The sequence below is a fragment of the Burkholderia cepacia GG4 genome, assembly GCF_000292915.1.
Taxonomy (GTDB): domain Bacteria; phylum Pseudomonadota; class Gammaproteobacteria; order Burkholderiales; family Burkholderiaceae; genus Burkholderia; species Burkholderia cepacia_D.
The window spans coordinates 1,377,359-1,400,792 of sequence record NC_018514.1 but is presented as its reverse complement, the minus strand read 5'-3'; the positions used below and the strand labels follow the sequence as shown (position 1 = coordinate 1,400,792).

Genomic DNA, 23,434 nt, shown 5'->3' with positions numbered 1-23,434 from the left:
ATTCGGTCAGACGCGCTTAAAGGCACTCGGTCAAAAAAATGCGCGAACAGCCGGTCGGCGGTGTCGCGCATGCTCGATGAAATTGTTGCCTCTCCCGATTCAATTCTGGCGGGTCGCTGCGGATAGCAGAGCATACGCCGCATAACGCTCGAACGATATTGCTTGCGCCCGGCAATTCATGTGCTTGCGCAGCATGCGTTTCAATCGCGCGTTCGATGTCGGGGTCGGAAGTCGTCAACCTTGGGCGTCGGCAATCCTGGCCGGACATGCTGCGGGACAGCATCGAATGTTGGCGCCGCCAAACGAAAACCGCCGCATGACGCGATGCCTGTTGGTATCGCGCCACACGGCGGCTCGCGGCGAAGCCGGCCTGCGCCGGCTCAGGCATCACACGTCGAAGAACACGGTTTCGTCCGGCCCCTGCATGCGGATGTCGAAGCGGTACACGACGGGCCGGCCCGGCTGCGCGTCGCGCTTCGCGACGAGCGTCGCGCGGCGCTCGGCCGGCACCACGTTCAGCACCGGATCGGCTGCGTTCGCGGCGGTTTCGTCGTCGAAATACACGCGGGTGAACGCGTGGGTCAGGATCCCGCGCATCATCACGGTCACGTTGATGTGCGGCGCGTCGTCCGCGGCGATGCGGCCTGGCTTCACCGTCTCGACGACAAAGCGGTACTGCGCATCGGTGCCCGTGCCGACGCGCGCGAAGCCCGTGAAGCCGGACTTCGCGATGTCGTCGCGCGACGCGGGATAGCGGCCCGCGCTGTCCACCTGCGTGAATTCGAGCACCGCATCGCTGACGACGTTGCCGTCGCCGTCGAACACCTGCCCGACCAGCAGCACGTGCTCGCCTTCGGCGTCCGGTGCGGCGATCGTCGGCGTGAACAGGCTCTTCAGGTCGTAGTCGTATTGCTGCGGGCACAGGCCGTACGCGAAGTACGGGCCGACCGTCTGCGAAGGGGTTTGCTTCAGCGTCGTCATGGTTCAGCGCTCCATCGGGGTGGCGTCGCGGCCGCGCAGCACGATGTCGAATTCGTAGCCGAGCGCATAGCCTTCTTCGGTGATGTCCATCGAGAAGCGCGAGATCAGGCGATCACGCGCGGCTTCCGGCGTGCCCTGGAAGATCGGGTCGTACGCGAGCAGCGGGTCGCCGGGGAAGTACATCTGCGTGACGAGGCGCGAGCCGAAGTAGTCGCCGAACAGCGAGAAGTGGATGTGATTCGGGCGCCACGCGTTCGGATGGTTGCCCCACGGGTATGCGCCGGGCTTGATCGTCAGGAAGCGGTAGCGGCCTTCGGCGTCGGTCATGCAGCGGCCCGCGCCGAGGAAGTTCGGGTCGAGCGGCGCGTCGTGCTGGTCGACCTTGTGCACGTAGCGGCCGGCGGCGTTCGCCTGCCACACCTCGACGAGCGTGTTGCGCACGGGCTTGCCGCCTTCGTCGAGCACGCGGCCGGTGACGACCATGCGCTCGCCGAGCGGCTCGCCGTTCTTCACGGCGTTCCTGGTCAGGTCGTGGTCGAGCGCGCCGAGATCTTCGGCGCCGTAGACGGGCGCGTACTGGTCGCGCAGCTTTTCCTTCAGCGGGATCAGCGGGCGGGTCGGGCCGCGCTTCACCGACGAACGGTACTCGGGGTGGACATAGGCCGGATGCGACGGCCAATCGCGCGGCGTGAGGATCGTGGGGGAATCCATCGGGCGTCTCCTGGTAGGTATTTCGCGAAGTGGATGGCAGGACTTTAGCTAATCCGGAAAGTTATGCAAAATGACCTTTTTTCGCAAATCGCATAACCGTTCGTTATGTTCGCCCGCGCCAATGGAAATCTGATGGACGCCGCCGCCGCGGAGCGCGGACAGGCGCTGCGGCGGCTCGCCAGCAAGGCGGCGCTGCATGCGGAGTCGTCGCCCGCGTCGCTCGGGCAGAAGCAAGGCACGGCCCCGCTGATCGCGAAACGGATCGGGGAGCCGACCGGATTCGACGTGCCGCGGCGTCATGCGTGATCCCGCGTCGAACGCTTGGGCCTTGCCGGAAAGTTATGCAAAATGGCATTTCATCGACACTCGCATAACTGTCCGTTATGAATAATCGTATCGCCGACGGCCGCGTCAAATTCCGGCATCTGCAATGTTTTCTCGCGGTCGCGCAGCTGGGCGGCGTGCAGAAGGCGGCCGAAAGCCTGTCGATCACGCAGCCGGCCGTGTCGAAGACGATCGCCGAACTGGAGTCGATCCTCGGCGTGAAGCTGTTCGAACGGGGGCGGCACGGCGCGCAGCCGACCCGCGAAGCGCAGTTGTTCATCCCGCATGCGAACGCGTGCGTGCTGGCGCTGCGGCAGGGCGTCGGGCTGCTCGCCCGCGAGGGCGGGGCCGCTGCCGCGACGCTCGAGATCGGCATGCTGCCGACGGTTGCGGCATCACTCGCGCCCGCGCTGATGAAGGCGCTGGCGGCGCGCTGGCCGCGCGTCGTCGTGCGGATCGCAACGGCCGCGAATACCGAACTGCTGGAGCGCCTGAAGGCGGGCACGATCGAATGCGCGATCGGGCGCCTGTCGGAGCCGGAGCGGATGATCGGGCTCGCGTTCGAGCAGTTGTACAACGAGCCGCTGGTCGCAGTCGTGCGCGCCGGGCACCCGCTGCTCGCCAGCGCCGCGCCGGCCGCCGAGCTCGCGCGCTATCCGGTCGTGCTGCCGCCGTTCGGCACGCTGATCCGCCAGTCGGCCGAGCAACTGCTCGGTGCCTGCGGCGCGCCGCCGCTGGATTCGTTCATCGAGGTGCTGTCGGTGTCGGTCGCGCGTGCGCTCGCGCTCGAGAACGACGCCGTGTGGTTCGTGCCGCTCTATGCGGCCGAATACGACCTGTCGGCCGGTGCGCTTGCGCGCCTGCCGCTGCCGTCCGCTGGCACCGACGAGCCGGTCGGACTCGTGCTGCGCACCGATGCGCAACCGTCACCCGTCGCGCGCACGCTGATCGACGCGGTGCGCGAAATTGCGCAGGCGCGGTTCGGCGATGCGCGCGCGCGCCGCGCGCCGCGCGGCACCCGCAAGCCGGCTCGCGGCGATCGTTGAGATGCGGGAAGGGCCGCCGGGCCTGGTGCCGTCCGGCTGCCGCCCGCCTGCCGGCATGGGCCGCCACTTGCTGGCCATTCGGTCAGTAGCCGACGTCGTCTTGCTTGGCATATCGTATCGTTTTTGGTACGATTCATGGCGGAGTGATGGCGAGACAGCAGATTCAGATTACGCTCGGCGTGCGGTTCTTCCGCACGGCGCGCGGCAACGAGCCGGTGCGCGAATGGCTCAAGGCACTCGAGCCGATTGAGCGAAGGGTGATCGGCGAAGAGATCAAGACCGTTCAACTGGGCTGGCCGCTCGGCATGCCGCTGGTCCGGAAGCTGTCGAAGGATCTGTGGGAAATCCGCGTGTCGTTGCCGCGGCGAAGCGCGCGCGTGCTGTTCACGGTCGTCGGCGACACGATGGTCCTGCTGCACGCGTTCTTCAAGCAGTCGCAGGCCACGCCGTCCGATGATCTCGACGTCACTGTCGCGCGGCTGAAAGCGCTGATGCGCACCATCTGAATTCCCCGGTTGCACCGGCGCACACCGTCGCCGATGTCCAGCCGGCAACGCCATGCATTGGAGTACCTCATGACGACCACGAACAACCCGCATATCGGCAGCGACTTCGACACCTTCCTCGAAGACGACGGCCATCTCGAAGCGGCCACCGCCACCGCGATCAAGCGCGTGATCGCGTGGCAGATCGGGCAGGAAATGAAGGCGCAGCACATCACGAAAACCGCGATGGCCGCGCGGATGAAAACCAGCCGCGCCGCGCTCAACCGGCTACTCGACGAAACCGACACGAGCCTCACGCTCGCGACACTCGCGAGCGCGGCCACCGCACTCGGCAAGCGGCTCAGCTTCGAGCTGGTATCGGCCTGACGCACCTGTCGAAACGGTGTGCGGCCGGTTCGCGGTTGGCCGGCCCATCCCGGCGAGCGCGCGCATGTGCGTCCGTGCACGGGTGCCCACGCCGGCACCCGCAACTGCCCTCGATCATGTGCGCTGCCCGGCCATCCGCAGATAAAGCAGCGCCCCGCCCGCGAGCAGCAGCGGGCACAGCAAATACCATCCCGTCGTCAGGAACAGCCCGGCGACGGCCACCAGCGAAATCCACGCGCAGCGATGCGCGATGCCGCCGCGCGGCAGCAGTTTCAGCGCGGCGGCCGCGCCGAGCCCGTACACCATCACGAAGCAACCGGACGTGACCAGCACGAGCGGCTTCGGCCCGACGTCCGAGATCGTCGTCGCGGCCAGTGCGACGGCCGCGAGCACCGCGATCACGCCGAGGCTGCGGCGTGGCACGCCGCCGACCTGGCTGCCTTGCGCGAGCCATGCGGGCAGTGCGCCGTCGCGCCCGAGCGCCGCGCCGAGCTTGGCCGCACCCGCGAAATACGCATTCATCGTGCCGAGCGTGAGTAGCAGCGCGGCCGCGGCTGCCAGCACCTGTGCGTGACCGCCGATGCCGCCCGCGATTAGTTCGGCAAGCGGCGCACCCGACGCGCCGGCCGACGGCCCGAGCACCGTCACGCTCGCGACCGCGACCGACAGATACAGGAGCCCGACGACGACCACCGCGATGCCGGCCGAACGCGGCATGTCGTGCGCGGGCCGGCGGAATTCGGCGGCGAGGTGCGTGATTGCTTCCCAGCCCGCGAAGCTCCAGACGAGCAGCGCCGCAGCCTGACCGACCGCGAGCCAGCCGTGCGGCGCGAACGGATGCAGGTTCGCAGTGCGCGCATGCGGCGCGGACGCGAGCACGGCGGCCAGCAGCAGCGTGACGAGCAGCGCCGACAACACGAGCTGCATGCGGCCCGATACCGTGACGCCGAACGCATTCGCGGCCGACACCGTTGCGATCAGCGCGGCGGCCGTGACGACGATCGTCGTGTGCCCGCCTCCCGTGACCGCCGCGACGTATGCGCCGCCGAACATCGCGGCAGCCGGCGCGCCGGCCGGCACCGCGAAATAGAAACACCAGCCGACGATCGCCGCGGCCTTCGGCCCGAATGCGCGCCGTGCGTAGGTCGATACGCCGCCCGCGTCCGGGTAGCGCGCGCCGAGCGCGGCGAAGGTGGCCGCGAGCGGCCCCGACAGCACGACCAGCGCGGCCCACGCGAGCAGCGAGGCCGGGCCCGCGACCTCGGCGGCGAGCGCGGGCAACGCAATGACGCCGGTGCCGAGCACCGCGCCGATATACAGCGCGGCGCCCTGGAAAATCGTCAGCGAGCCCGCGTGATGAACGGCAGGCGAATCGGCATGCGAGGACATGAAAGGCAGTCTCCGGAAGGAGTGTTCTGCGCGCGGTCGTGCGCGCGATGAATCGGTCGATGCTACCCGAACGCGCGCGCCGATGCCGCGCGGCGTTCAGTAGTCCGCGACGGGCCGCGTGTCAGCCGCTGTCAGTAGCGGCGCGCGAGTCGCAGGCGCGCATCCTCGCGCGCGGCGGGCGGCAGGTCAGCGGCGTAGTGGAACGTGCCCGACACGAGCGACGCGACGGGCACGCCATCGCGGAACAGCACGCGATTGCCCGCCAGCGCGGGCACCTTGTCGCCGGGCAGCAGCGTGCCGGCGAGGTTCAGCGGATCGGCGCCCGTCACGCACACGTACTGGCCGTCGCCCGGTTGGCGACGCAGTTCGCGCAGGATCGGGATCGCTTCCGGCAGCGCGAACTGCTCGCCCGCGAGCCCGGCGACGAAGTGCCCGCCGCGAATCTCGCCGCGCGCTTCGAGGCGCTGCATGACGCGCACGAGTTCGCGCCAGCTCGGCAGCCAGTCGGCTTCGCGTTCGAGCAGCCGCCAGAACACCACCCCATAGCGGCGTAGCAGCGTCCACGCGATATGTTCGAGCGCATCGGGATTGGTCGCGGTCGCACCGCGTTGCGGCGCCGGCGCATCGTCCGGCGGCGCCACGCGTTGCACCAGCGCCCAGCGGCCGGCGTCGTCCATTCCACCGATCAGCGCACCGCCGCGCCGCGTGCGCGGCGCATACGTCGCGCTGCGCTTGACCGCGGGTTTCAGCAGCGCGCGCAGGCCCGCGAAGCTGTCCGCATTCACGAGGCCGGCAGACACGAGTTCGCCGAGCGCCTGTTCGAGCTCGACGGGCAGCATGTGCAGTTCGTCGAGCAGTGCATCGAAGAACATCGCGCCATGTGCGGCGAGTGCATCGCGCACTTGCGTCGCGCGCGCGGACAGCGCCGGTTGGGCGTCCGGGTCGCGCAGCGCCTGCCATGCGCCCAGGTGGCGGCGCGGCAGCAGCACGACCGGCGTCGTTTTCACGGGCGTGCCGGCCGCGCGCGCCGGTGCGCCGATGCGGGTCCAGACGAGCTTGCCCGAGCGGCACAGCTCGTCGAGGCCGCCGGCCGTGTAGTCGGTCAGCCGCGCGGGCAGCAGCGCGTCTTCCCATGCGCTCGCCGCGGCCTCGTAGCCTTCGAGCTGTTCGACGACGGCCGCGAGCGCGTCGCGGCCGGTGCCGCGCGTGTCGGGTGTCAGGTGCTGCCAGTGGAACAGGAAGCGCATGAAATCGGCGCGCTCGACCGGCTCGATCTCGCGGCGCAGCCGCTTCACTGTATAGCGATGAATGCGCGCGAGCAGGTGGCGTTCGCACCATTCGTCGGTCGTCGCGCCCGGCGTGAAGCGGCCACGCATCAGATAGCCTTCGCGTTCCAGTGCAGCGAGCGCCGTCGCGATCGCCGCAGGCGGCAGGCCGAGCGGCTGCGCGATGGCGTCGAGCGTCAGCGGCCCGAAGCCGGTGAGTCGCGCGCGGATCACATCGACGAGCGCGGCGTCGGCTTCCCACGGCTGCGCGCACGCGGCCGGCACCTTCCGCGCGGGGGCCACGCGTGCGTCGGGATGCAGCGCGCGCATGCAGACCAGCCGTTCGACCGGCACCCACAAGGCCGCACCGTCCGGCGTGACGAGTTGCGTCGCGCGGCGGCGTTCGGCCAGTTCCGCGAGCCGTTCGGGCCAGCCTTCGTGCTGGTGCGCTTCGCTGTCGGCGACGCACGCGAGCGTGAGCAGCGCGTCGTGCATTTCGTCGGCATCGCGCACGAGTGGCCACGCTTCGTCGCGCACCGCGTCGATCGCGTCCGCGTCGAGCGCGCCGAGATCGTCGGCCGATTCGGGATCGCTCCAGCGGCGCGATTGCACGGCCTGCGTGCGGCGCTCCTCGAGTGGCGCGTCGTCGAGGAACGCATAGGGTTTCGCGTTCAGGATCTCGGCCGCGAGCGGCGACGGCGCGGGCAGGTCGCGCGCGACGAGTTCGATCGCGCCGCTTTCGATCCGGCGCAGCAGTGCGAGCCAGCCGTCGGTGTCCATCGCGTCGTGCAGGCAATCGTCGAGCGTCTGGTCGACGAGCGGGTGATGCGGTATCTCGCGTTCGCCGACGATGTTCTCGAGGCACGCGACCTGATCCGGGAACACGGTCGCGAGCAGATCCTCGCTCTTCATCCGCTGCAGTTGCGGCGCGGTGCGGCGGCCGCCGGTGAAGCGCGGCAGCGCGAGCGCGGTCGTCGCGTTCCAGCGCCAGCGCACGCCGAACATCGGCGCGTCCAGCAGCGCCTGGATCAGCACGTGCTCGGCACTGGCCGAGCGCAGGTAGCGCCACACGTCGTCGAGCGCGAAGCTGTGCGCGAGCGACAGCGAAAGAATGATGGCGTCGTCAGTCGCGGCGGCCTGCAGCTCGAAATTGAAGTTGCGGCAGAAGCGCTTGCGCAGCGCGAGCCCCCACGCGCGGTTGATGCGGCTGCCGAACGGCGAATGGATCACCAGCTGCGTGCCGCCCGACTCGTCGAAGAAACGCTCCATCACGAGCGTGTCCTGCGTCGGCAGCGCGCCGAGTGCCGCACGCGTGCGCGCGAGGTAGTCGGCGATCTGGCTGGCTGCGTCCGGCGCCAGATGGAGATCGTCGACGAGCCAGCGCAGCGCCGGCGCGAGACGGCTTTCGGTCGGGCCGATCGCGGTGCAGTCGAGATCGCCTCGCGAGTCGGCCACAACTTCGGCCGCCTTTTTCGACTTGCCGCGTGTGCCGGTCGTTCCGGGCGCGTCGCTGCCCGCGCGCGTGCGCCCACCGGCTTCCACCTGCCGGTCGTCATCGGCGAACAGCCCGTCGAGCCGCGCGCGCAGCCGGCCGACCGCCGCCGACAGCTCGTCGCTGCGCCCGGGCGCCTCGCCGAGCCAGAACGGAATGCTCGGCGACTGGCCCTGCGCGTCCTCGACGCGCACGCGGCCCGTTTCCACGCGAATGATCCGGTACGACTGGTTGCCCAGTTGGAACACGTCGCCGGCCAGGCTCTCGATCGCGAAATCCTCGTTGACGGTGCCGACCTGGATGCCCTGCGGTTCGAGCAGCACCGCGTAGTCGGCCATGTCGGGGATCGTGCCGCCCGACGTCGTCGCGGTCATCATCGCGTTGCGGCGCCCGCGCACCGTGCCGCCGACCACGTCGCGATGCAGGTATGCGCCACGCACGCCGCGGCGGCTCGTGAAGCCTTCGGTGAGCATTTTCAGCACGTCGTCGAAGCGTTCGCGCGGCAGGCGTGCGTACGGCGCGGCGTGCGTGAAGCGCGTGTATAACGCGTCCTCCTGCCATTCCTTGCAGGCGACCTCGGCGACGATCTGTTGCGCGAGCACGTCGAGCGGCGCTTCGGGAATCCGCAATGCGTCGAGCTCGCCGCGTTGCACGCAATCGAGCAGCGCCGCGCATTCGACGAGCTCGTCGCGCGACAGCGGGAACAGCCGGCCCTTCGGCACGCCGCCGACGTGGTGCCCCGAACGGCCGACGCGCTGCAGGAACGGTGCGATCCCGCGCGGCGAACCGACCTGGCAGACGAGATCGACGTCGCCGATGTCGATGCCGAGTTCGAGCGACGCGGTCGCGACGAGCAGCTTCAGGTCGCCACGTTTCAGCCGCTGTTCCGCTTCGAAGCGGTGCTCTTTCGCGAGACTGCCGTGGTGCGCGGCGATCGCGTCCTTGCCGAGGCGATCGGCGAGATGGCGCGCCATGCGTTCCGCGGTGCGCCGCGTGTTGACGAACACGAGCGTCGTGCGATGCGCGGCCGCGAGCGCGGCGATCCGGTCGTACACCTGTTCCCACACATCGGTTGCCATCACCGGTTCGAGCGGCACGTTCGGCAGTTCGAGTGCAAGGTCGCGTTCGCGCGTATGGCCGGTGTCGACGATCGTGCAGTCGCGCGGTGCATCGGCCGGGCCGCCGACCAGGAAGCGGGCGACCGCGTCGATCGGCTTTTGCGTCGCCGACAACCCGATGCGCGGCAACGCGCGGCCCGCCAGCGCGTCGAGGCGTTCGAGCGACAGCGCGAGATGGCTGCCGCGCTTGGACGATGCGAGCGCGTGGATCTCGTCGACGATCACCGAACGCACGCTCGACAGCATTTGCCGCCCCGACGTCGACGACAGCAGCACGTACAGCGACTCGGGCGTCGTCACGAGGATGTGCGGCGCGCGCTTGCGCAGCGCGGCACGCTCGGCCTGCGTGGTATCGCCGGTGCGCACGGCGGTGCGGATCGCCGGCACCGGCAGCCCGAGCTGCGCGAGCGATTCGGCGATGCCGGCGAGCGGCGCGTCGAGGTTCACGTGGATGTCGTTCGACAGCGCCTTCAGCGGCGAGACATAGACGACGAGCGTGGCGTCGGGCAGCGCGCCGTCGTGCGCGAGCGCGTCGCGTACGAGTTCGTCGAGCGCGCACAGGAACCCGGTAAGCGTCTTGCCGGAGCCGGTCGGCGCGGCGACGAGCGTCGAGCGGCCGGCCTTGATGTGCGGCCACGCGAGTGCCTGCGCACCGGTCGGTGCGGCGAACGTGCGGCGGAACCACGCGGCGACGGCCGGGTGGAACACGTCGAGTGCACGGGCGGCAGGGCGGGTAGCGGTGACGTCCATCGGAGCGTTGAAATGGGGTGCGAGCGCGCGAACGGAGTGCGTATCGATCGAAGCGTCAGTGTGCCAGACGTCGCGTTTGCGTGCCGGGCATGCGTGGCGACGATTCACCTCGAGATGAGGGCTCGCACCGCACTTTCAACAAACGGAAAGTTGCGTGCGATTCGGCACGCCGATGCCGTGCCGAATCGCAAACAAATGCAACTAAACGCGATGCAGCCAGCCGAGCCAGTGTTCGAGCAGCGGCGCGCGTGAACACAGCGACTGCGCGAGCCACAGCGTGCCGCCCCATGCGGCGCCCACGACGATCAGGTCGCAATGCCCGCTCTTCCACAGATTGAGCGAATGACGCCGCCAGATCCATGGGACGCCGAGCGGGTTCGGCCAGTCGGCCAGCAGGTGCATCACGCCGCCGCATGCGAAGCCGAACAGCGGCGCGGCCCACAGGGGATGCGGATGATGGATGAGCCCGTGCCATCCGAGCGCGAGCAGGGCGACCCAGCCGATACCCCAGTGCGTGATGGTGCGATGCGTGACCCACAGGCGGCGCTTGCGGCGCCACCAGGCGACCTCGAGCCAGTCGGGCGCGGTGCCGCCCGCGACGCCCGCCGCGAATGCGGCGAACAGGCCTGTATGCCACGGCCCGGTGGCGCCGGTTTGTGCGACGAGAACGGCGGCGGCAACGCCGGCTGCGAAGCCGGTCGCATGATGCGCATTGTGTGATGCCATAGGGAGCAAGACGAAGAAACGTGAAGCAGCGTGTGAACGAAACAGTGAGGCTGCGCGAAAGCGGGGCGCTATCTTCGCAGATCGGCCCGTGCCGCGGGAGGGGCGTTTGCAGATTTTTTTGCACGCGCTGCGGGGCATGCCGCGCGGTTTGCAACTTTCGGTTTTTGCGGGGTGCGTGATGACGGGTGGCGAGGGTCATGTCGACCGACCTGCATGCAGGTTGCGGCGCCGCGACGTGACCCGGCGCACGCACTCGGCGCGCCGCGATCGACCACACCCGATTCGGATCGATTCGTAGCTTTCGATGGTTTTGTCCGTCGAATACCGCATTGCACTACGAAACCGCCATATGGCCGGCGCTGCGCGAGCGGCTATAAGCGGATCAGGTGCTTTTCCTGCCTGAAGAAGACCCATATGGGGGACCTGCAATGACTTCACTGAATCGTTTCAAATCATCCGCCGCCGTGCTCGCGACGGTGGCCGGCATCGGCTTCCTGCCGAACGCAACCGCTTATGCGAAAGGGCCGCAGCCGGCGGTCCTGACGAGTTCGGCGGTCGCGGTGGCCGACAAGTACAGCGCGGATGCCGCGGAGCAGATCTTCAAGGCGGGCGGCAACGCGATCGACGCGGCCGTTGCGATCGCGTTCACGCTCGCCGTCACGTACCCGGAAGCCGGCAACATCGGCGGCGGCGGCTTCATGACCATCTACAAGGACGGCAAGCCGTACTTTCTCGATTACCGCGAAAGCGCGCCGCTGGCCGCGACGAAGGACATGTACCTCGACAAGGACGGCAACGTCGTCAAGGACCTGAGCCTGTACGGCCCGCGCGCGGCCGGCGTGCCGGGCACGGTGTCGGGCATGTGGGAAGCGCAGAGGCGCTTCGGCAAGCTGAAGTGGAAGCAGGTGCTCGCGCCGGCGATCCACTATGCGCGCGACGGCTTCGTCGTCGATGAACAGCTTGCGCAGCGCGGCGTCGACGCGTCGAAGGAGTTCGGCGGCAAGACCAACTTCGACAAGTACTTCTCGACGATGAAGGCCGGCGCAAACTTCAGGCAACCCGATCTCGCCGACGTGCTCACGCGGATCGCGAACGACGGCGCGAACGGCTTCTACAAGGGCAAGACGGCCCGGCTGATCGCCGCGTCGATGAAGACCGGTGACGGCAACGGGCTGATCACCACCCAGGATCTCACGCAGTACCGTGCGGTGTGGCGCCAGCCGGTGCAGGCGAAGTGGAACGGTTATGACGTGATCACCGCGCCGCCTCCGAGCTCGGGTGGCATCGGCCTCGTACAGCTGCTGAAGATGAAGGCGGATCTCAAGCAGGAATTCGAAGGCGTGAAGCTCAACTCGCCGCAATACATCCACCTGGTCGCGGAAATCGAGAAGCGCGTGTTCGCCGATCGCGCGCAATATCTCGGCGACCCGGACTTCTACAAGGTGCCGGTCGCGCAGTTGACCGACGACGCGTATATCGCGAAGCGCGCAGCCGAAGTGAGCCCGACGCAGATCGCCGACACGAAGAGCGTGCAGCCAGGCCTCGGCACGTCGATGCCGGAGAAGGCCGAAACGACGCACTTCTCGGTCGTCGACAAGTGGGGCAACGCAGTGTCGAACACGTACACGATCAACGGCTATTTCGGTTCCGGCGTGATCGCCGACGGCACCGGCATCGTGCTGAACGACGAGATGGACGACTTCTCCGCGAAGCCGGGCGTCGCGAACATGTTCGGCGTGGTCGGCAGCGACGCGAACGCGATCGAGCCGAAGAAGCGACCGCTGTCGTCGATGTCGCCGACGATCATGACGAAGGACGGCAAGGTGTCGCTCGTGATCGGCACGCCGGGCGGCTCGCGGATCTTCACGTCGATCTTCCAGGTGATCAACAACATCTACGACTTCAGGATGCCGTTGAAGGAGGCCGTCGGCGCGATGCGTTTCCACCATCAGCTGCTGCCGCCGAACACGATCTTCTGGGAGCCGTACCAGCCGATCGAAGGCGAACTCGCGAAGCAGCTCGAAGCGCGCGGCTACGCGCTGAAGGGGCAGGACTTCAGCGGCGACATCCAGGTGCTCAAGATCGACGGCAGGACGCCGGAAGCGATGGCCGATCCGCGCGGGCGCGGCGTCACGCGGATCATTCGGTGACGTCGGGTGACGCGTGCGCGTTCGCAACTGCGGCTGCGCACGCGGTGCCGCGCTTGGCGCGTGCGATGCAGGGCGCTCGGACGGTGGCCCGGATGAATCCGGCGATCCGGCCCGTCACGGCATCGGGCGCATCCTCGAAGCAATAATGCCCGACGCCCGCCAGCCGCTCGACGCTCGCCGACGGAAACAGCGCAGTGAAGAGCGGCAGGAAATGTCTGGCGCCGAGCGTCCGATCGGCGTCTCCCCAGATCGCCCGGCGGGCTCCTCGGGGCGGGTGCGGACAGCGGCTGCCTGCAGGCGCCGCTGCTGGATCCGACGTGGTTCCATCGGGCCCGGGATGCCGGCGGCGACCTGCTGCTGTCGGGGCGGACCAACGTGTCGGCGAAGGTGAAAAACGTGTGGGAGCCCGTATTTACCGTCGGCGCGAGCTACCAGGTCACACGGCGGTTCTGGATCGCGGGAATGGTCGCCGACATCCCGCTGCGCACGAAGATCACGCTCCACATCAGCCAGCCGAACCGCACGCTGGCGTCGAATAGAATACGTTCGAGACCTATCCGCGAACCCGGTGCTGGCGAGCGTGCTGCTCGGGTTTTGCTTCTGACGGGTCGTTCGGCCCCTTTTTCATCAATTTGACCCGCGACACTGGGATAATGGGGGAGTTTGGCTGCGTCAACCGAAGGAAGGAGGCCCCATGGGCGACAACGATACCCGCACCGAGACCGGCAACCTCACCGATATGGAATCGCTCGAGGCGCGCCAGCGCCGTTTCGAGGAAGATCTTGTCGACGCATACGACGAAGAACTCGAGATGGAGCTGGACGACCGTCGTTTCGACGACGGTGACGATCTGCTGTTCTCGCAGGAACGCCGTGAAGCGCGCAAGCAGTATTTCCGCGAGCTGTTCCGGCTGCAGGGCGAGCTCGTGAAGCTGCAGGACTGGGTCGTGAGCACGGGGCACCGGCTCGTCGTGATTTTCGAAGGTCGCGATGCAGCAGGCAAGGGCGGCGCGATCAAGCGCATCACGCAGCGACTGAACCCGCGCGTGTGCCGCGTGGCGGCATTGCCCGCGCCGAGCAACCGCGAGCGCACGCAATGGTATTTCCAGCGTTATGTCGCGCATCTGCCGGCCGGCGGCGAGATCGTACTGTTCGATCGCAGCTGGTACAACCGCGCGGGTGTCGAGCGCGTGATGAATTTCTGCACCGACGACGAATACGAGGAGTTTTTCCGTTCGGTGCCGGAGTTCGAGAAGATGCTCGCGCGCAGCGGGATCCAGATCGTCAAGTATTGGTTCTCGATCACCGACCATGAGCAGGAGCTGCGCTTCCAGAGCCGGATCGAGGATCCGCTGAAGCAGTGGAAGCTGAGCCCGATGGATCTGGAGAGCCGCCGCCGCTGGGAGGCCTATACGGCCGCGAAGGAGGAGATGCTGCTGCGCACGCATATCCCCGAGGCGCCGTGGTGGGTCGTGCAGGCGGTCGACAAGAAGCGCGCGCGCCTGAACTGCATCCACCATCTGCTGAACCAGGTGCCGTATCACGACGTGCCGCGCCCGACGATCGACTTGCCGCAACGCGAGCATCACGAGGACTACATTCGTCGTCCGACGCCGGACGACATGATCGTGCCGGACGTGTATTGAGCGGTTCAGGTTCGGTTCGGGCCGACCGGCTCGGTCAAACGGGCGCGCCGCGCAACGCGGCGCGCGTCAATCCCGGATCAGGAACGCGGCGCGGTCGCGCCCGGCGATCCATGCGGGCGCGCGGCCACGCCCGCTTCAGGTCGCGCCCGTCGCCGGATCGCGGTATTTCGCGCCGATCGTGAACAGCTTCGCGCGCTCGCTGTAACCCTGCCCGAAGACTTCCCGCGCGGTCAGCGCGTCGTTCGTCACCAACTGGCGTACCTGCACCCGTACCGCATCGCGTTCGCGGCGCCGGGCCACCCGGAGTCGTCGATCGAGTTCTGCAAGCCGGCTTGCAGTTTTTGCAGTTGCATGCGTCCGATATCCCCGTAGCCGAGTGCCGTGTCCTGGTGGCGCATGACGCACTGCGTATGTGTACACCCGGCGCTGGGGTGCCGCCTGCGTCGGCTTTGCCCGGCCTGAACGTTGCGGTGCGCGTCGCCGGGAATGCGGGGAGATTACGAGTCGGCGCGCGGTTTTTCTATGGGACGCATCTGAATTTTCGCAGGAATCCGTGTGAACGCGTGATGCCCGGCGGGCGCGATATCGCGTTTGTCACAGGTCGGGGAAGCCCGAGCGGCCCTGCGTCAGATCGAACAACTCGGCCTTCGCGGCCGCCTCGGCGGTTTCCGGCAGCTTGATCACGAGCTTCACCGTCATCCCGTAAGCACTGTCCACCAGTTCGTAACCCGCCTGTTCGATCCAGCGGCGTACGCGCGCCTCGTCGGGATAGCCGAGTTCAATCGCGAACCGGGTCTGGCGAATGCGTTCGACGCGCTCCGCGTCGAGCAGCGCCGATGCGATCGCATCCGTGTAGGCGCGCACCAGGCCGCCCGCGCCGAGCTTCACGCCGCCGTAGTAGCGGACGACCGCGCCGAGCACGCCGTCGAGGTCGTGATGCCGCAGCACTTCGAGGATCGGCCGGCCGGCGGTGCCTGACGGCTCGCCGTCGTCCGACATCCCCGACTGTCCGCCCGCGAGCAGTGCCCAGCACACGTGGGTGGCCGTCGGATGCTCGTCGCGCAGGCGCTGCAGGGCCTGCATCGCGGCATCGCGGTCGTCGACGGGGATGGCAAACGCGATGAAGCGGCTCTTGCGGATCTCGAGTTCCCGGGTGTAGAGGGTGGCAAGCGAATAAGTCATGTTCCGGGAAACGGTGAATGTATAAAAATCAAGGAGATAGGTTCTCCTGTGCGACGCGCTGTCGATGGTCTGAGGCGCATGCCGGGATCGTGTTCGGCACGGTGCCTGAACGAGACGCGCAGCGGGTCACGACGGAATTTTACAGTGGTGCGCGTCGAGGGATTCGACGCGGTCGTCCCGCCGGCGGCCCCGCCGCGGGTAAACGCGCGCGACGAACGGTTTGCGTGTGCACGTTTCTCACCGCCATGACAGACCTGGCCATCGGGCAGCGAGAGCGGCGGGTCTTCAGTCGATCAGATAGATCCGGTTGACGATGGATCGACGATCGCTGCGTGCGTATTCGGACGTGCGAAGCAAAGCGATGCCGGTACTTCCAGGGCGGACCGATACGGGAATCCGGGGGGGAGGCGGTCCGGGCAAAGCGCGCCGGGCGGCGGGAGCGGAGCGCGCGGCATCGTGCGCAGCGGATGGTGTCGCGATCACATGCGCAATCGATCCCCAACAGGCGCGGATCACGGCGCATCTACCGATGCAACGCACGAGTGTAGGCGATTCGCGATGTGTTGCGTAGCCAAGAGACGCAGAACATTATGTTCTCGCCGGTCGAACGTCGGAGCGTCATTCCATGCGCTAGACTCGTCCGGGTCAATGCATGCCGCCGGTCGCGCGATATGGCTCGATCCGATCGTGAATGACGGACGGCATGCCCGTGCACCCTGTATCGCGCGGGAGCCGCGCAAAGCCCATTCATGTTGATTCGGATGGCGAAGTAATAGAGAAGGTCGTTCATGTTCGGAAAGCGTTTGTTTGTCCCGGGTTTGCTGATGATTGCGCATGTGCCGGTCGCTTGGGCGCAGAGCAGCGTCACGTTGTTCGGCGCGCTCGACGTGGGACTGAGCTACGTCAGCAACGAAGGCGGCCACGGCACGGCGAAGTTCGACGACGGGATCTATACGCCGAGCCTGATCGGCTTGCGCGGCAGCGAAGACATCGGCGCCGGCTCGCGGGTGATTTTCCAGCTGGTCAGCCAGATTTCGCCGGGTACCGGTGCGACGATCGGCAATGGCCTGTTCGCGCGTACTGCGTACGTCGGCCTGCAGAACGACCGGTTGGGCACGCTGACGCTCGGCAATCAGTATGAATTCATGGCCGAGACGCTGTTCTTCAGCGGCACGGATGCGGCGGCCGATGTCGCCGGACTGTACAACCTGCGCAACGGTCCGTTCCAGAAGCTCGCGCTGCCAGGCAACCCGACCGGCGCGTTCGACTGGGACCGGATGGCAGGCAGCCAGCGGGTGGCGAACGCCGTCAAGTATGTGAGTCCTGTCGTCGGCGGATTGAAGGCGGGCGCACTTTATGCGTTCGGCGGCGTACCGGGCTCGATCGGGGCCGGCAATACGGTGAGCGCCAGTCTCGATTATGAGGCCGGGCCGTTCGGCGCCGCCGCCGCATACACCAACGAGAAATACGGCGCACAGCCCGGCTCCGCCGCGACGAGCGTGCGCAACTGGGGCGCGGGTGCGCACTACCGGATCGGGCCGGCGAACCTGAGCGCGCTGGTGACGACCGTTCACAACGCGGCGTCTGGCGGTTCGGTGTGGATGACCGAGTGGGGCGGCACCTGGCAGCTTGCCGGTCCCGTCCGGATCGGCGCGGACTACATCTATATGAAGGGCAATGCGGCGCTCGACAACAACCACGCGCAGCAGGTCACGGCGACGGTGCAATACACGTTGTCGAAGCGCACGATGGTGTACGCGACCAGTGTGTGGCAGCGGGCCAGCAGCGGTGCCCAGGCGCGGATCAACGGCGTGCTGGATCCGGACGGCGCATCGTCCGGCGCGAACCAGGCCATTGCCCGCATCGGCATTCATACGCTTTTCTAGCGATTCTCGACGCGCGCGGGCGGTATCGGCAGTGTTGCTCGTGCAGCGCAAACGCTGCAGGGGGTGATACCGGGATCGGCCGGAACCGGCCGGAACGGCCAACCGGAGGCTTGCTGTTTGATGCAGATGCTCCCTGACCTCGAGGCATGGGCGATTTTCGCGCACGTGCTCGAAACCGGTTCTTTCGCCAGGGCCGCGGAAGCGCTCGACCTCTCGCAGCCGACTGTGTCGAAAGCCATTTCCCGACTCGAGCGGCGGCTCGGCACGCCGCTCCTGTATCGGAACTCGCGCCAGGTTTCGCTCACGCCGGCCGGCGAAATCGCCAAATCGCGCGCGATGCGCATTCTCAGCGAGGGCGCGGCGGCGGAGACCGAGGCGTCGTCGCAAGCGATGGAACCGCGCGGACTGGTGCGCATTGCCGCGCCGATGTCGTTCGCCAGCCGGCATGTCGCGCCGTTGATCCCGGCCTTTCTCGAACGCTATCCGGAGGTGGAGATCGATCTTTCCGTCACCGACCGGATCGTCGATGTCGTGGCCGGCGGGTTCGACGTGGCGGTGCTCATCGCGGAACTCGCCGATTCGTCGTTGCGGGCACGCCGGCTCTGCACGGTGAGCTACCCGCTGGTGGCTTCGCCGGCCTATCTGAAACGATGGGGGCGACCGACGCATCCCCGCGACCTGGCGCGGCATGCGTGTCTCGTCTACACGGGGTTGGCGACCCCCGAACTATGGCAATTCCGTCATGCGAGCGGAGACGCCGTCGCGATCACGGTGCGCGGCACCATTCGCAGCAACAGCGCCGACGTGATCGTGCCCGCGCTGCTGGCCGGCCGGGGCGTCGCGTTGCAACCTGAGTTCGTCGTCCGGGACGCGCTGCAGCGAGGCGAACTGGTGGACGTATTGCCCGATTGGCGGATCGATCGGGTCGCCGTGAATCTCGTGACGCCGCCGAGCAACCTGCGCCCGGTACGCGTGACCGCGTTCCTGGACTATCTGGCGGAGCGTCTCGCAGCCGCGCCGTGGGCGAGGGCCGGCGTCTGACGGGCTGCCGGCGCGCAACGATTGAAAAACGGAATCCATGCGTTGCCGAAAGCCGCGTTGTTCACCGCTGCAGTAGGGGCGACGACGGGGCGAGCGGCGAGATGTCGGCGCGGCGTGCAGGGGCGCATTGCGCGCAGTCGTTGCCGCGCCGCCACAGCGTGTTGGCCGGCCGGCGCGGTCGTGCGGTACGAACGGAAGATCAGGCGAGGCGAGACAGTTTGAAGACTTCCGCGCGCTCGACATTCTTCACGCCATTCGCGTGGAAATTCAGAATGTGTTCGCCTTGTGTGTGATGTTTTTCACGCAGCGCGGGATTCGCCCAATGCTCCACGAAAACGAACCGGCGTGGATCTTCGCTATCGACATGCACCTCATAGCGAAGATTGCCTTCTTCGTTTTGCGACGGGGCAGCAAGGGCGATCAGGTCTTCGCGCAATTGCGCTTCCTGTCCCTCCTTGGCGTACAGCACGGCTACGATATGGAGGTCGTTCATGTTCTGCTCCGGTGATCGGTGTTGCGGGCGGATTCGGTCGAACGAATTATAGTGAGCCGGCTTGATGCGATGCGCGAACATTGCGTTCCGTATCCGGAAACACCCGGCGCCCGGTGTCGCGCGCCGTGCCGACACGCGACCGGCCGCGATGGCGTCGACAGCGTGGCGTCGTTCAGGTCTTCGTCAACGCGCGGGAGTTGCGTGCGTTGCGAAACACGAGTTGCGCGATCGGTTGCAGCGGCGCGAGAGCCGCCTCGCGTGCCTTCACGATCAGGTCGTGATGGGGCGACTTGCTGCACACCGGGTCGGTGAGGCTTGCATCGCCCGTCATCAGGTACGCCTGGCACCGGCATCCGCCGAAATCCTTTTTCTTCTCGTCGCACGACCTGCACGGTTCGGGCATCCAGGCGTCGCCGCGGAAGCGGTTGAAGCCGGACGACTCGTACCAGATGTGTCGCAGGCCATGGTCGCGCACGTTCGGAAATGCGATCGGCAGTTGCCGCGCGCCGTGGCATGGCAACGCGGTGCCGTCCGGCGTGACGATCAGGAACAGGCTGCCCCAGCCGCTCATGCAGGGCTTCGGCCGCTCCTCGTAATAGTCGGGCGTGACGAAGATCAGCCGGCACGGGTTGTTCGCGGCCGCGAGCCTTGCCCGATATTCGTTCGTGATGCGCTCCGCGCGCTCGAGCTGCGCACGGGTGGGCAGCAGCGCCTGACGATTCAGGTAGGCCCAGCCGTAATACTGGCACGTCGCGAGCTCGACGTAATCCGCGTCGAGTGCGATGCACAGCTCGATGATCCGGTCGATGTCGTCGATGTTGTGCCGGTGCGTGACGAAGTTCAGCACCATCGGATAGCCGTGCGCCTTGACCGCGCGCGCCATCGCGAGCTTCTGTGCGAATGCCTTTTCCGATCCGGCCAGCGCGTTGTTGACCGTCGCGTCGCTCGCCTGGAAGCTTATCTGGATGTGATCGAGGCCGGCGCGGCGAAACTCGACGATCCGCTGCTCGGTCAGGCCGATGCCCGACGTGATCAGGTTCGTGTAGTAGCCGAGGCGGCGCGCCTCGCCGATCAGGGCGGCAAGATCCTGACGGACGAGTGGCTCGCCGCCCGAGAAACCGATCTGCACGGCGCCCATCTCGCGCGCTTCGGCCATGACCCTGAACCACTGTTTCGTGTCGAGCTCCGCGCCCTGACGCGAGAAATCGAGCGGGTTCGAGCAGTACGGACACTGCAGCGGGCACCGGTACGTGAGTTCGGCCAGCAGCCACAGCGGCAGGCCGATCGCGGGTTGCGCCGCGTCGGGCGTCACCGGTTCACGCGAGTTCGATCCAGTGTTCGGCACAAGCGGTCTCCATGAAACCTTCGACGTCCACACCAAGTTCGGGCACGCCGGGAAATTGCCGTTCGAGATGCGCAACGATGTTCGCGACGGTGCGGGTGCCATCGATCAGCCCGCCGATCGCACTCGCGCTATCGTTGAATTTGACCATGCCTTCCGGGTACAGCAGCACATGCGCGTTCTGAGCGGGCTCGAACTGAAAGCGAAAGCCCGGCCGCCAGCGCGGCACGCGATTCCGGTCGAAATTCATAGCGCGAGTCCCTTGTGCCAGACGGGCTGGTCGGTGACGGTGTGATAAGGCGGCCGATGCAGTTCGTAGGCCATCGACATCGCGTCGAGCATCGTCCACAGAACGTCGAGCTTGAACTGCAGGATCTCCAGCATCCGCTGCTGGCTGTCGTAGGTCGTGTAATGCTGCAGCGTGATGTCGAGCCCGTGCTCGACGTCGCGGCGCGCCTGGCCGAGGCGCGTGCGGAAATACGCATAGCCGTCCGGATCGATCCACGGGTAATGGCGCGGCCAGGCGTCGAGGCGCGACTGATGGATCTGCGGCGCAAACAACTCGGTGAGCGAACTGCTCGCCGCTTCCTGCCAGCTCGCGCGGCGTGCGAAATTCACGTAGGCATCCACCGCGAAACGCACGCCGGGAAGCACGCGCTCCTGCGAGCGCAACTGCGCGGGGTCGAGCCCGACCGCTTCGCCGAGCCGCAACCATGCTTCGATGCCGCCTGCTTCGCCGGTGGTCCCGTCATGATCGATCAGGCGCTGGACCCATTGGCGGCGCACCTCGCGGTCCGGGCAGTTCGCGAGGATCGCCGCGTCCTTCAGCGGAATGTTGACCTGATAGTAGAAGCGGTTCGCGACCCAGCCCTGGATCTGTTCCCGGGTCGCGCGGCCTTCAGCCATCGCGACGTGGTACGGGTGGTGGATGTGATAAAAGGCGCCCTTGGCGCGCAGCGCCTGCTCGAACTGGGCCGGAGTGAGAGCGGATTGGCTCATCGACGGTTCCATGACGTTGGGGGACGGGCGGCGTAGCGCAGTCGACATCTGCGATCGCGATGCGCGTCGCGGCAGTGTGACGGCGGAGCCATGCGTTTTTTATAGCACGATGTCCATCCCGTCGAATGCGACCTCGATACCGCGCCGCCGCAATTCCGCGCGTTCGGGCGCGCGTTCGTCGAGGATCGGGTTGGTGTTGTTGACGTGAATCAACACCTTGCGCGGCCCCGGCACCCGGGCGAGCACGTCCAGCATGCCGCCGGGACCGTTCAGCGCGAGATGACCCATTTCGCGGCCGGTACGTACGCCGACGCCGCGCCGCCGCATCTCGTCGTCGTCCCACAGCGTGCCGTCCACGAGCACGCAGTCCGCGCCGTTCATTTGTTGCAGCAGCGCGTCATCCACCGTGCCCAGCCCCGGCGCATAGAACAGCGTGCCGCCGCTGCGGCGATCCTCGACGAGCAGGCCGATGTTGTCGCCGGGATGCGGATCGGAACGGTGCGGCGAGTAGGGCGGCGCCGCACTGTGCAACGGCAGCGGCGTGAAGCGCAGGTTCGGGCATGCCGGTACGGTGAAGCTGGCGCCGAGCGCGATGCGATTCCAGACCAGGCCGCCGTTCCAGTGCTGGAGCATGTTGAACAGCGGAAAGCCGGTGGTCAGGTCCTGGTGGACCATGTCGGTGCACCACAGCTGCAGCGGACAGCCTTCGCGCAGGCTGAGCAGGCCGGCGGTATGGTCGATCTGGCTGTCCATCAGCACGACCGCGCCGATACCGGTGTCGCGCGGCGCGCGTCCCGGTTGCAGCGACGGGAAATCCTGCAGTTGGGCACGGATGTCGGGGGACGCGTTGCACAGCACCCAGCTCGTGCCGTCGTCGGACAGTGCGATCGACGACTGGGTACGGGCCCGCGCGTCGACCGTGCCGGCGCGAAAACCCGCGCAGTTCGCGCAGTTGCAGTTCCATTGCGGAAAGCCGCCGCCCGCGGCGGATCCGAGGATATGTATGCGCATGGCTCTCCGGGGTGCGAAGCAAAGAAAAAGCCCCGGCAGACCGAGGCTTTCCTTTCAGGATGGCGTGGCCGAATCAGCGATTCGACACGTACATCGTGATTTCGAAACCGAGACGCAGATCAGTGTAGGCAGGTTTGGTCCACATAGGAGAACTCCTTTGCAATGACGACTGACGACGAAGCGCGCCCACAGTCCTGCCGGGATGTCCTGCTCATGACCATCGACGACGAGACCGCGCTGCGGTTTCACCACGCTATCACTTCGTGCGGGGGGCTGGCACCAGATCCGGTAAATCGCACGCTCCCATCCTACCCGAACGGGCAGGATGAGCAAGTCAAAACGGGAATGGATAGTGTTCCCGATCTTCATTCGCATCCTGGCCGCGCGCGGATTACGGTCGCCTGGTCGGCAATCCGCGTGGCGCGTCCCGATTCGCCGTTCCCGAGTGGGGCCGGCGCCGCATCATTCGTCGCGGGAATCGTCGCCACGCGTGCGGGCGTGCGGGCGTCGGGCGCTGGGCGCTGGGCCGCCCGACGCCCGGCATTGCCGGACCGATCGTTCAGCTACCCTGCAGCCGGATATCGCGCGACGACGCGCCCACATACACCGTCCCGCCCGGCACGACCTGCCAGCCGTTGCGAGACGTATCCCACACGCTCTGCATCCGCGGCGATACGGTCACGTGGACGTGCCGCGCCTCGCCCGGGTTCAGCCGGATCTTCTCCCAGCCGACCAGCCGCTTCGGCGGTTCGTCCTTGTACGGCACGCCGAGATAGACCTGCGGCGTTTCCGCGCCGGCGACGCGGCCGTCATTGCGCACGGTAAACGCGACGCTCAGCGAGCCGTCCCGCTGCCGCGACACCGACAGCCCCGAATACGCGAAGTGCGTGTACGACAGCCCGTAGCCGAACTCGAACATCGGCTTGATGTTGCGCGCGTCGTACCAGCGGTAGCCCATGTTCAGCTGCTCCGCGTAGACGGGATCGTTCAGCATCGGTGTTTCTACCGATA

At 67.2% G+C, this 23,434-nt stretch carries 19 protein-coding genes and 3 pseudogenes; 8 read left to right on the top strand and 14 right to left on the bottom strand.

Annotated features, from left to right (window positions below; genetic code table 11):
• Positions 1–387: 387 nt before the first annotated feature.
• Positions 388–981, bottom strand: a complete 594-nt coding sequence (pcaG, locus tag GEM_RS22000; RefSeq protein ID WP_014899603.1) for a protocatechuate 3,4-dioxygenase subunit alpha — start codon at positions 979–981, stop codon at positions 388–390.
• Between the two features lie 3 nt (positions 982–984).
• Positions 985–1,692: a protocatechuate 3,4-dioxygenase subunit beta gene (gene pcaH / locus GEM_RS21995; protein ID WP_014899602.1), complete on the bottom strand. Its 708-nt coding sequence runs from the start codon at positions 1,690–1,692 to the stop codon at positions 985–987.
• A gap of 117 nt (positions 1,693–1,809) precedes the next feature.
• Here pcaH and GEM_RS30405 point away from each other — a divergent pair.
• The 4 genes and pseudogenes from GEM_RS30405 to GEM_RS21980 all read left to right on the top strand — a co-directional run.
• A pseudogene (locus tag GEM_RS30405) lies at positions 1,810–1,998 on the top strand (transcriptional regulator); the annotation flags it as partial.
• A 77-nt stretch (positions 1,999–2,075) separates the two neighbouring features.
• The gene (gene pcaQ, locus GEM_RS21990; RefSeq protein ID WP_014899600.1) at positions 2,076–3,062 is read left to right on the top strand and encodes a pca operon transcription factor PcaQ; all 987 of its coding nucleotides are present in this window, start codon (positions 2,076–2,078) and stop codon (positions 3,060–3,062) included.
• Between the two features lie 146 nt (positions 3,063–3,208).
• On the top strand, positions 3,209–3,568 hold the full coding sequence (locus GEM_RS21985) for a type II toxin-antitoxin system RelE/ParE family toxin (RefSeq protein ID WP_014899599.1): 360 nt from the start codon (positions 3,209–3,211) through the stop codon (positions 3,566–3,568).
• A gap of 69 nt (positions 3,569–3,637) precedes the next feature.
• Positions 3,638–3,934: an XRE family transcriptional regulator gene (locus tag GEM_RS21980; protein ID WP_014899598.1), complete on the top strand. Its 297-nt coding sequence runs from the start codon at positions 3,638–3,640 to the stop codon at positions 3,932–3,934.
• A 114-nt stretch (positions 3,935–4,048) separates the two neighbouring features.
• On the opposite strand, the gene GEM_RS21975 is transcribed toward GEM_RS21980, so the two are convergent.
• From GEM_RS21975 to GEM_RS21965, 3 genes are all read right to left on the bottom strand, one after another.
• Entirely contained in the window at positions 4,049–5,323 is a 1,275-nt protein-coding gene (locus GEM_RS21975; RefSeq protein WP_014899597.1) for an APC family permease, read from the bottom strand.
• Between the two features lie 131 nt (positions 5,324–5,454).
• Positions 5,455–9,948, bottom strand: coding sequence for a DEAD/DEAH box helicase (locus GEM_RS21970; RefSeq protein WP_014899596.1), 4,494 nt, complete (start codon positions 9,946–9,948; stop codon positions 5,455–5,457).
• Between the two features lie 201 nt (positions 9,949–10,149).
• The gene (locus tag GEM_RS21965) at positions 10,150–10,674 is read right to left on the bottom strand and encodes a metal-dependent hydrolase (RefSeq protein ID WP_014899595.1); all 525 of its coding nucleotides are present in this window, start codon (positions 10,672–10,674) and stop codon (positions 10,150–10,152) included.
• Positions 10,675–11,102: 428 nt separating this feature from the next.
• On the opposite strand from GEM_RS21965, the gene ggt reads away from it, so the two are divergent.
• Positions 11,103–12,824, top strand: a complete 1,722-nt coding sequence (gene ggt / locus GEM_RS21960) for a gamma-glutamyltransferase (RefSeq protein ID WP_014899594.1) — start codon at positions 11,103–11,105, stop codon at positions 12,822–12,824.
• A 694-nt stretch (positions 12,825–13,518) separates the two neighbouring features.
• Positions 13,519–14,469: a polyphosphate kinase 2 gene (gene ppk2 / locus GEM_RS21955; protein WP_014899593.1), complete on the top strand. Its 951-nt coding sequence runs from the start codon at positions 13,519–13,521 to the stop codon at positions 14,467–14,469.
• Positions 14,470–14,535: 66 nt separating this feature from the next.
• On the opposite strand, the pseudogene GEM_RS32530 reads toward ppk2, so the two are convergent.
• Together GEM_RS32530 and GEM_RS21945 are read right to left on the bottom strand one after the other, a co-directional pair.
• Positions 14,536–14,822, bottom strand: a pseudogene (locus GEM_RS32530) (H-NS family nucleoid-associated regulatory protein).
• Positions 14,823–15,063: 241 nt separating this feature from the next.
• Positions 15,064–15,651 carry an IMPACT family protein gene (locus GEM_RS21945; RefSeq protein WP_014899591.1) on the bottom strand — a complete coding sequence of 196 codons (588 nt, stop codon included), beginning with the start codon at positions 15,649–15,651 and terminating at the stop codon, positions 15,064–15,066.
• 788 nt (positions 15,652–16,439) lie between these two features.
• On the opposite strand from GEM_RS21945, the gene GEM_RS21940 reads away from it, so the two are divergent.
• The gene (locus GEM_RS21940) at positions 16,440–17,537 is read left to right on the top strand and encodes a porin (RefSeq protein ID WP_014899590.1); all 1,098 of its coding nucleotides are present in this window, start codon (positions 16,440–16,442) and stop codon (positions 17,535–17,537) included.
• 120 nt (positions 17,538–17,657) lie between these two features.
• Complete coding sequence (locus GEM_RS21935) at positions 17,658–18,578, top strand: LysR family transcriptional regulator (protein ID WP_014899589.1); 921 nt, start codon at positions 17,658–17,660, stop codon at positions 18,576–18,578.
• Positions 18,579–18,777: 199 nt separating this feature from the next.
• On the opposite strand, the gene GEM_RS30390 is transcribed toward GEM_RS21935, so the two are convergent.
• The 7 genes and pseudogenes from GEM_RS30390 to GEM_RS21905 all read right to left on the bottom strand — a co-directional run.
• Positions 18,778–19,071, bottom strand: coding sequence for a putative quinol monooxygenase (locus GEM_RS30390; protein ID WP_014899588.1), 294 nt, complete (start codon positions 19,069–19,071; stop codon positions 18,778–18,780).
• 172 nt (positions 19,072–19,243) lie between these two features.
• Complete coding sequence (gene pqqE, locus GEM_RS21925; protein WP_014899587.1) at positions 19,244–20,416, bottom strand: pyrroloquinoline quinone biosynthesis protein PqqE; 1,173 nt, start codon at positions 20,414–20,416, stop codon at positions 19,244–19,246.
• Positions 20,388–20,663: a pyrroloquinoline quinone biosynthesis peptide chaperone PqqD gene (pqqD, locus tag GEM_RS21920; RefSeq protein ID WP_014899586.1), complete on the bottom strand. Its 276-nt coding sequence runs from the start codon at positions 20,661–20,663 to the stop codon at positions 20,388–20,390. The genes pqqE and pqqD overlap by 29 nt, the downstream gene beginning before the upstream one ends.
• Positions 20,660–21,412: a pyrroloquinoline-quinone synthase PqqC gene (gene pqqC / locus GEM_RS21915; protein ID WP_014899585.1), complete on the bottom strand. Its 753-nt coding sequence runs from the start codon at positions 21,410–21,412 to the stop codon at positions 20,660–20,662. Before pqqC ends, pqqD begins: the two co-directional genes overlap by 4 nt.
• 99 nt (positions 21,413–21,511) lie before the next feature.
• Complete coding sequence (pqqB, locus tag GEM_RS21910; protein ID WP_014899584.1) at positions 21,512–22,423, bottom strand: pyrroloquinoline quinone biosynthesis protein PqqB; 912 nt, start codon at positions 22,421–22,423, stop codon at positions 21,512–21,514.
• Between the two features lie 73 nt (positions 22,424–22,496).
• On the bottom strand, positions 22,497–22,568 hold the full coding sequence (pqqA, locus tag GEM_RS30385; protein WP_080599499.1) for a pyrroloquinoline quinone precursor peptide PqqA: 72 nt from the start codon (positions 22,566–22,568) through the stop codon (positions 22,497–22,499).
• Between the two features lie 414 nt (positions 22,569–22,982).
• Positions 22,983–23,411: pseudogene (locus GEM_RS21905) on the bottom strand (fibronectin type III-like domain-contianing protein); the annotation flags it as partial.
• Between the last annotated feature and the right edge of the window lie 23 nt (positions 23,412–23,434).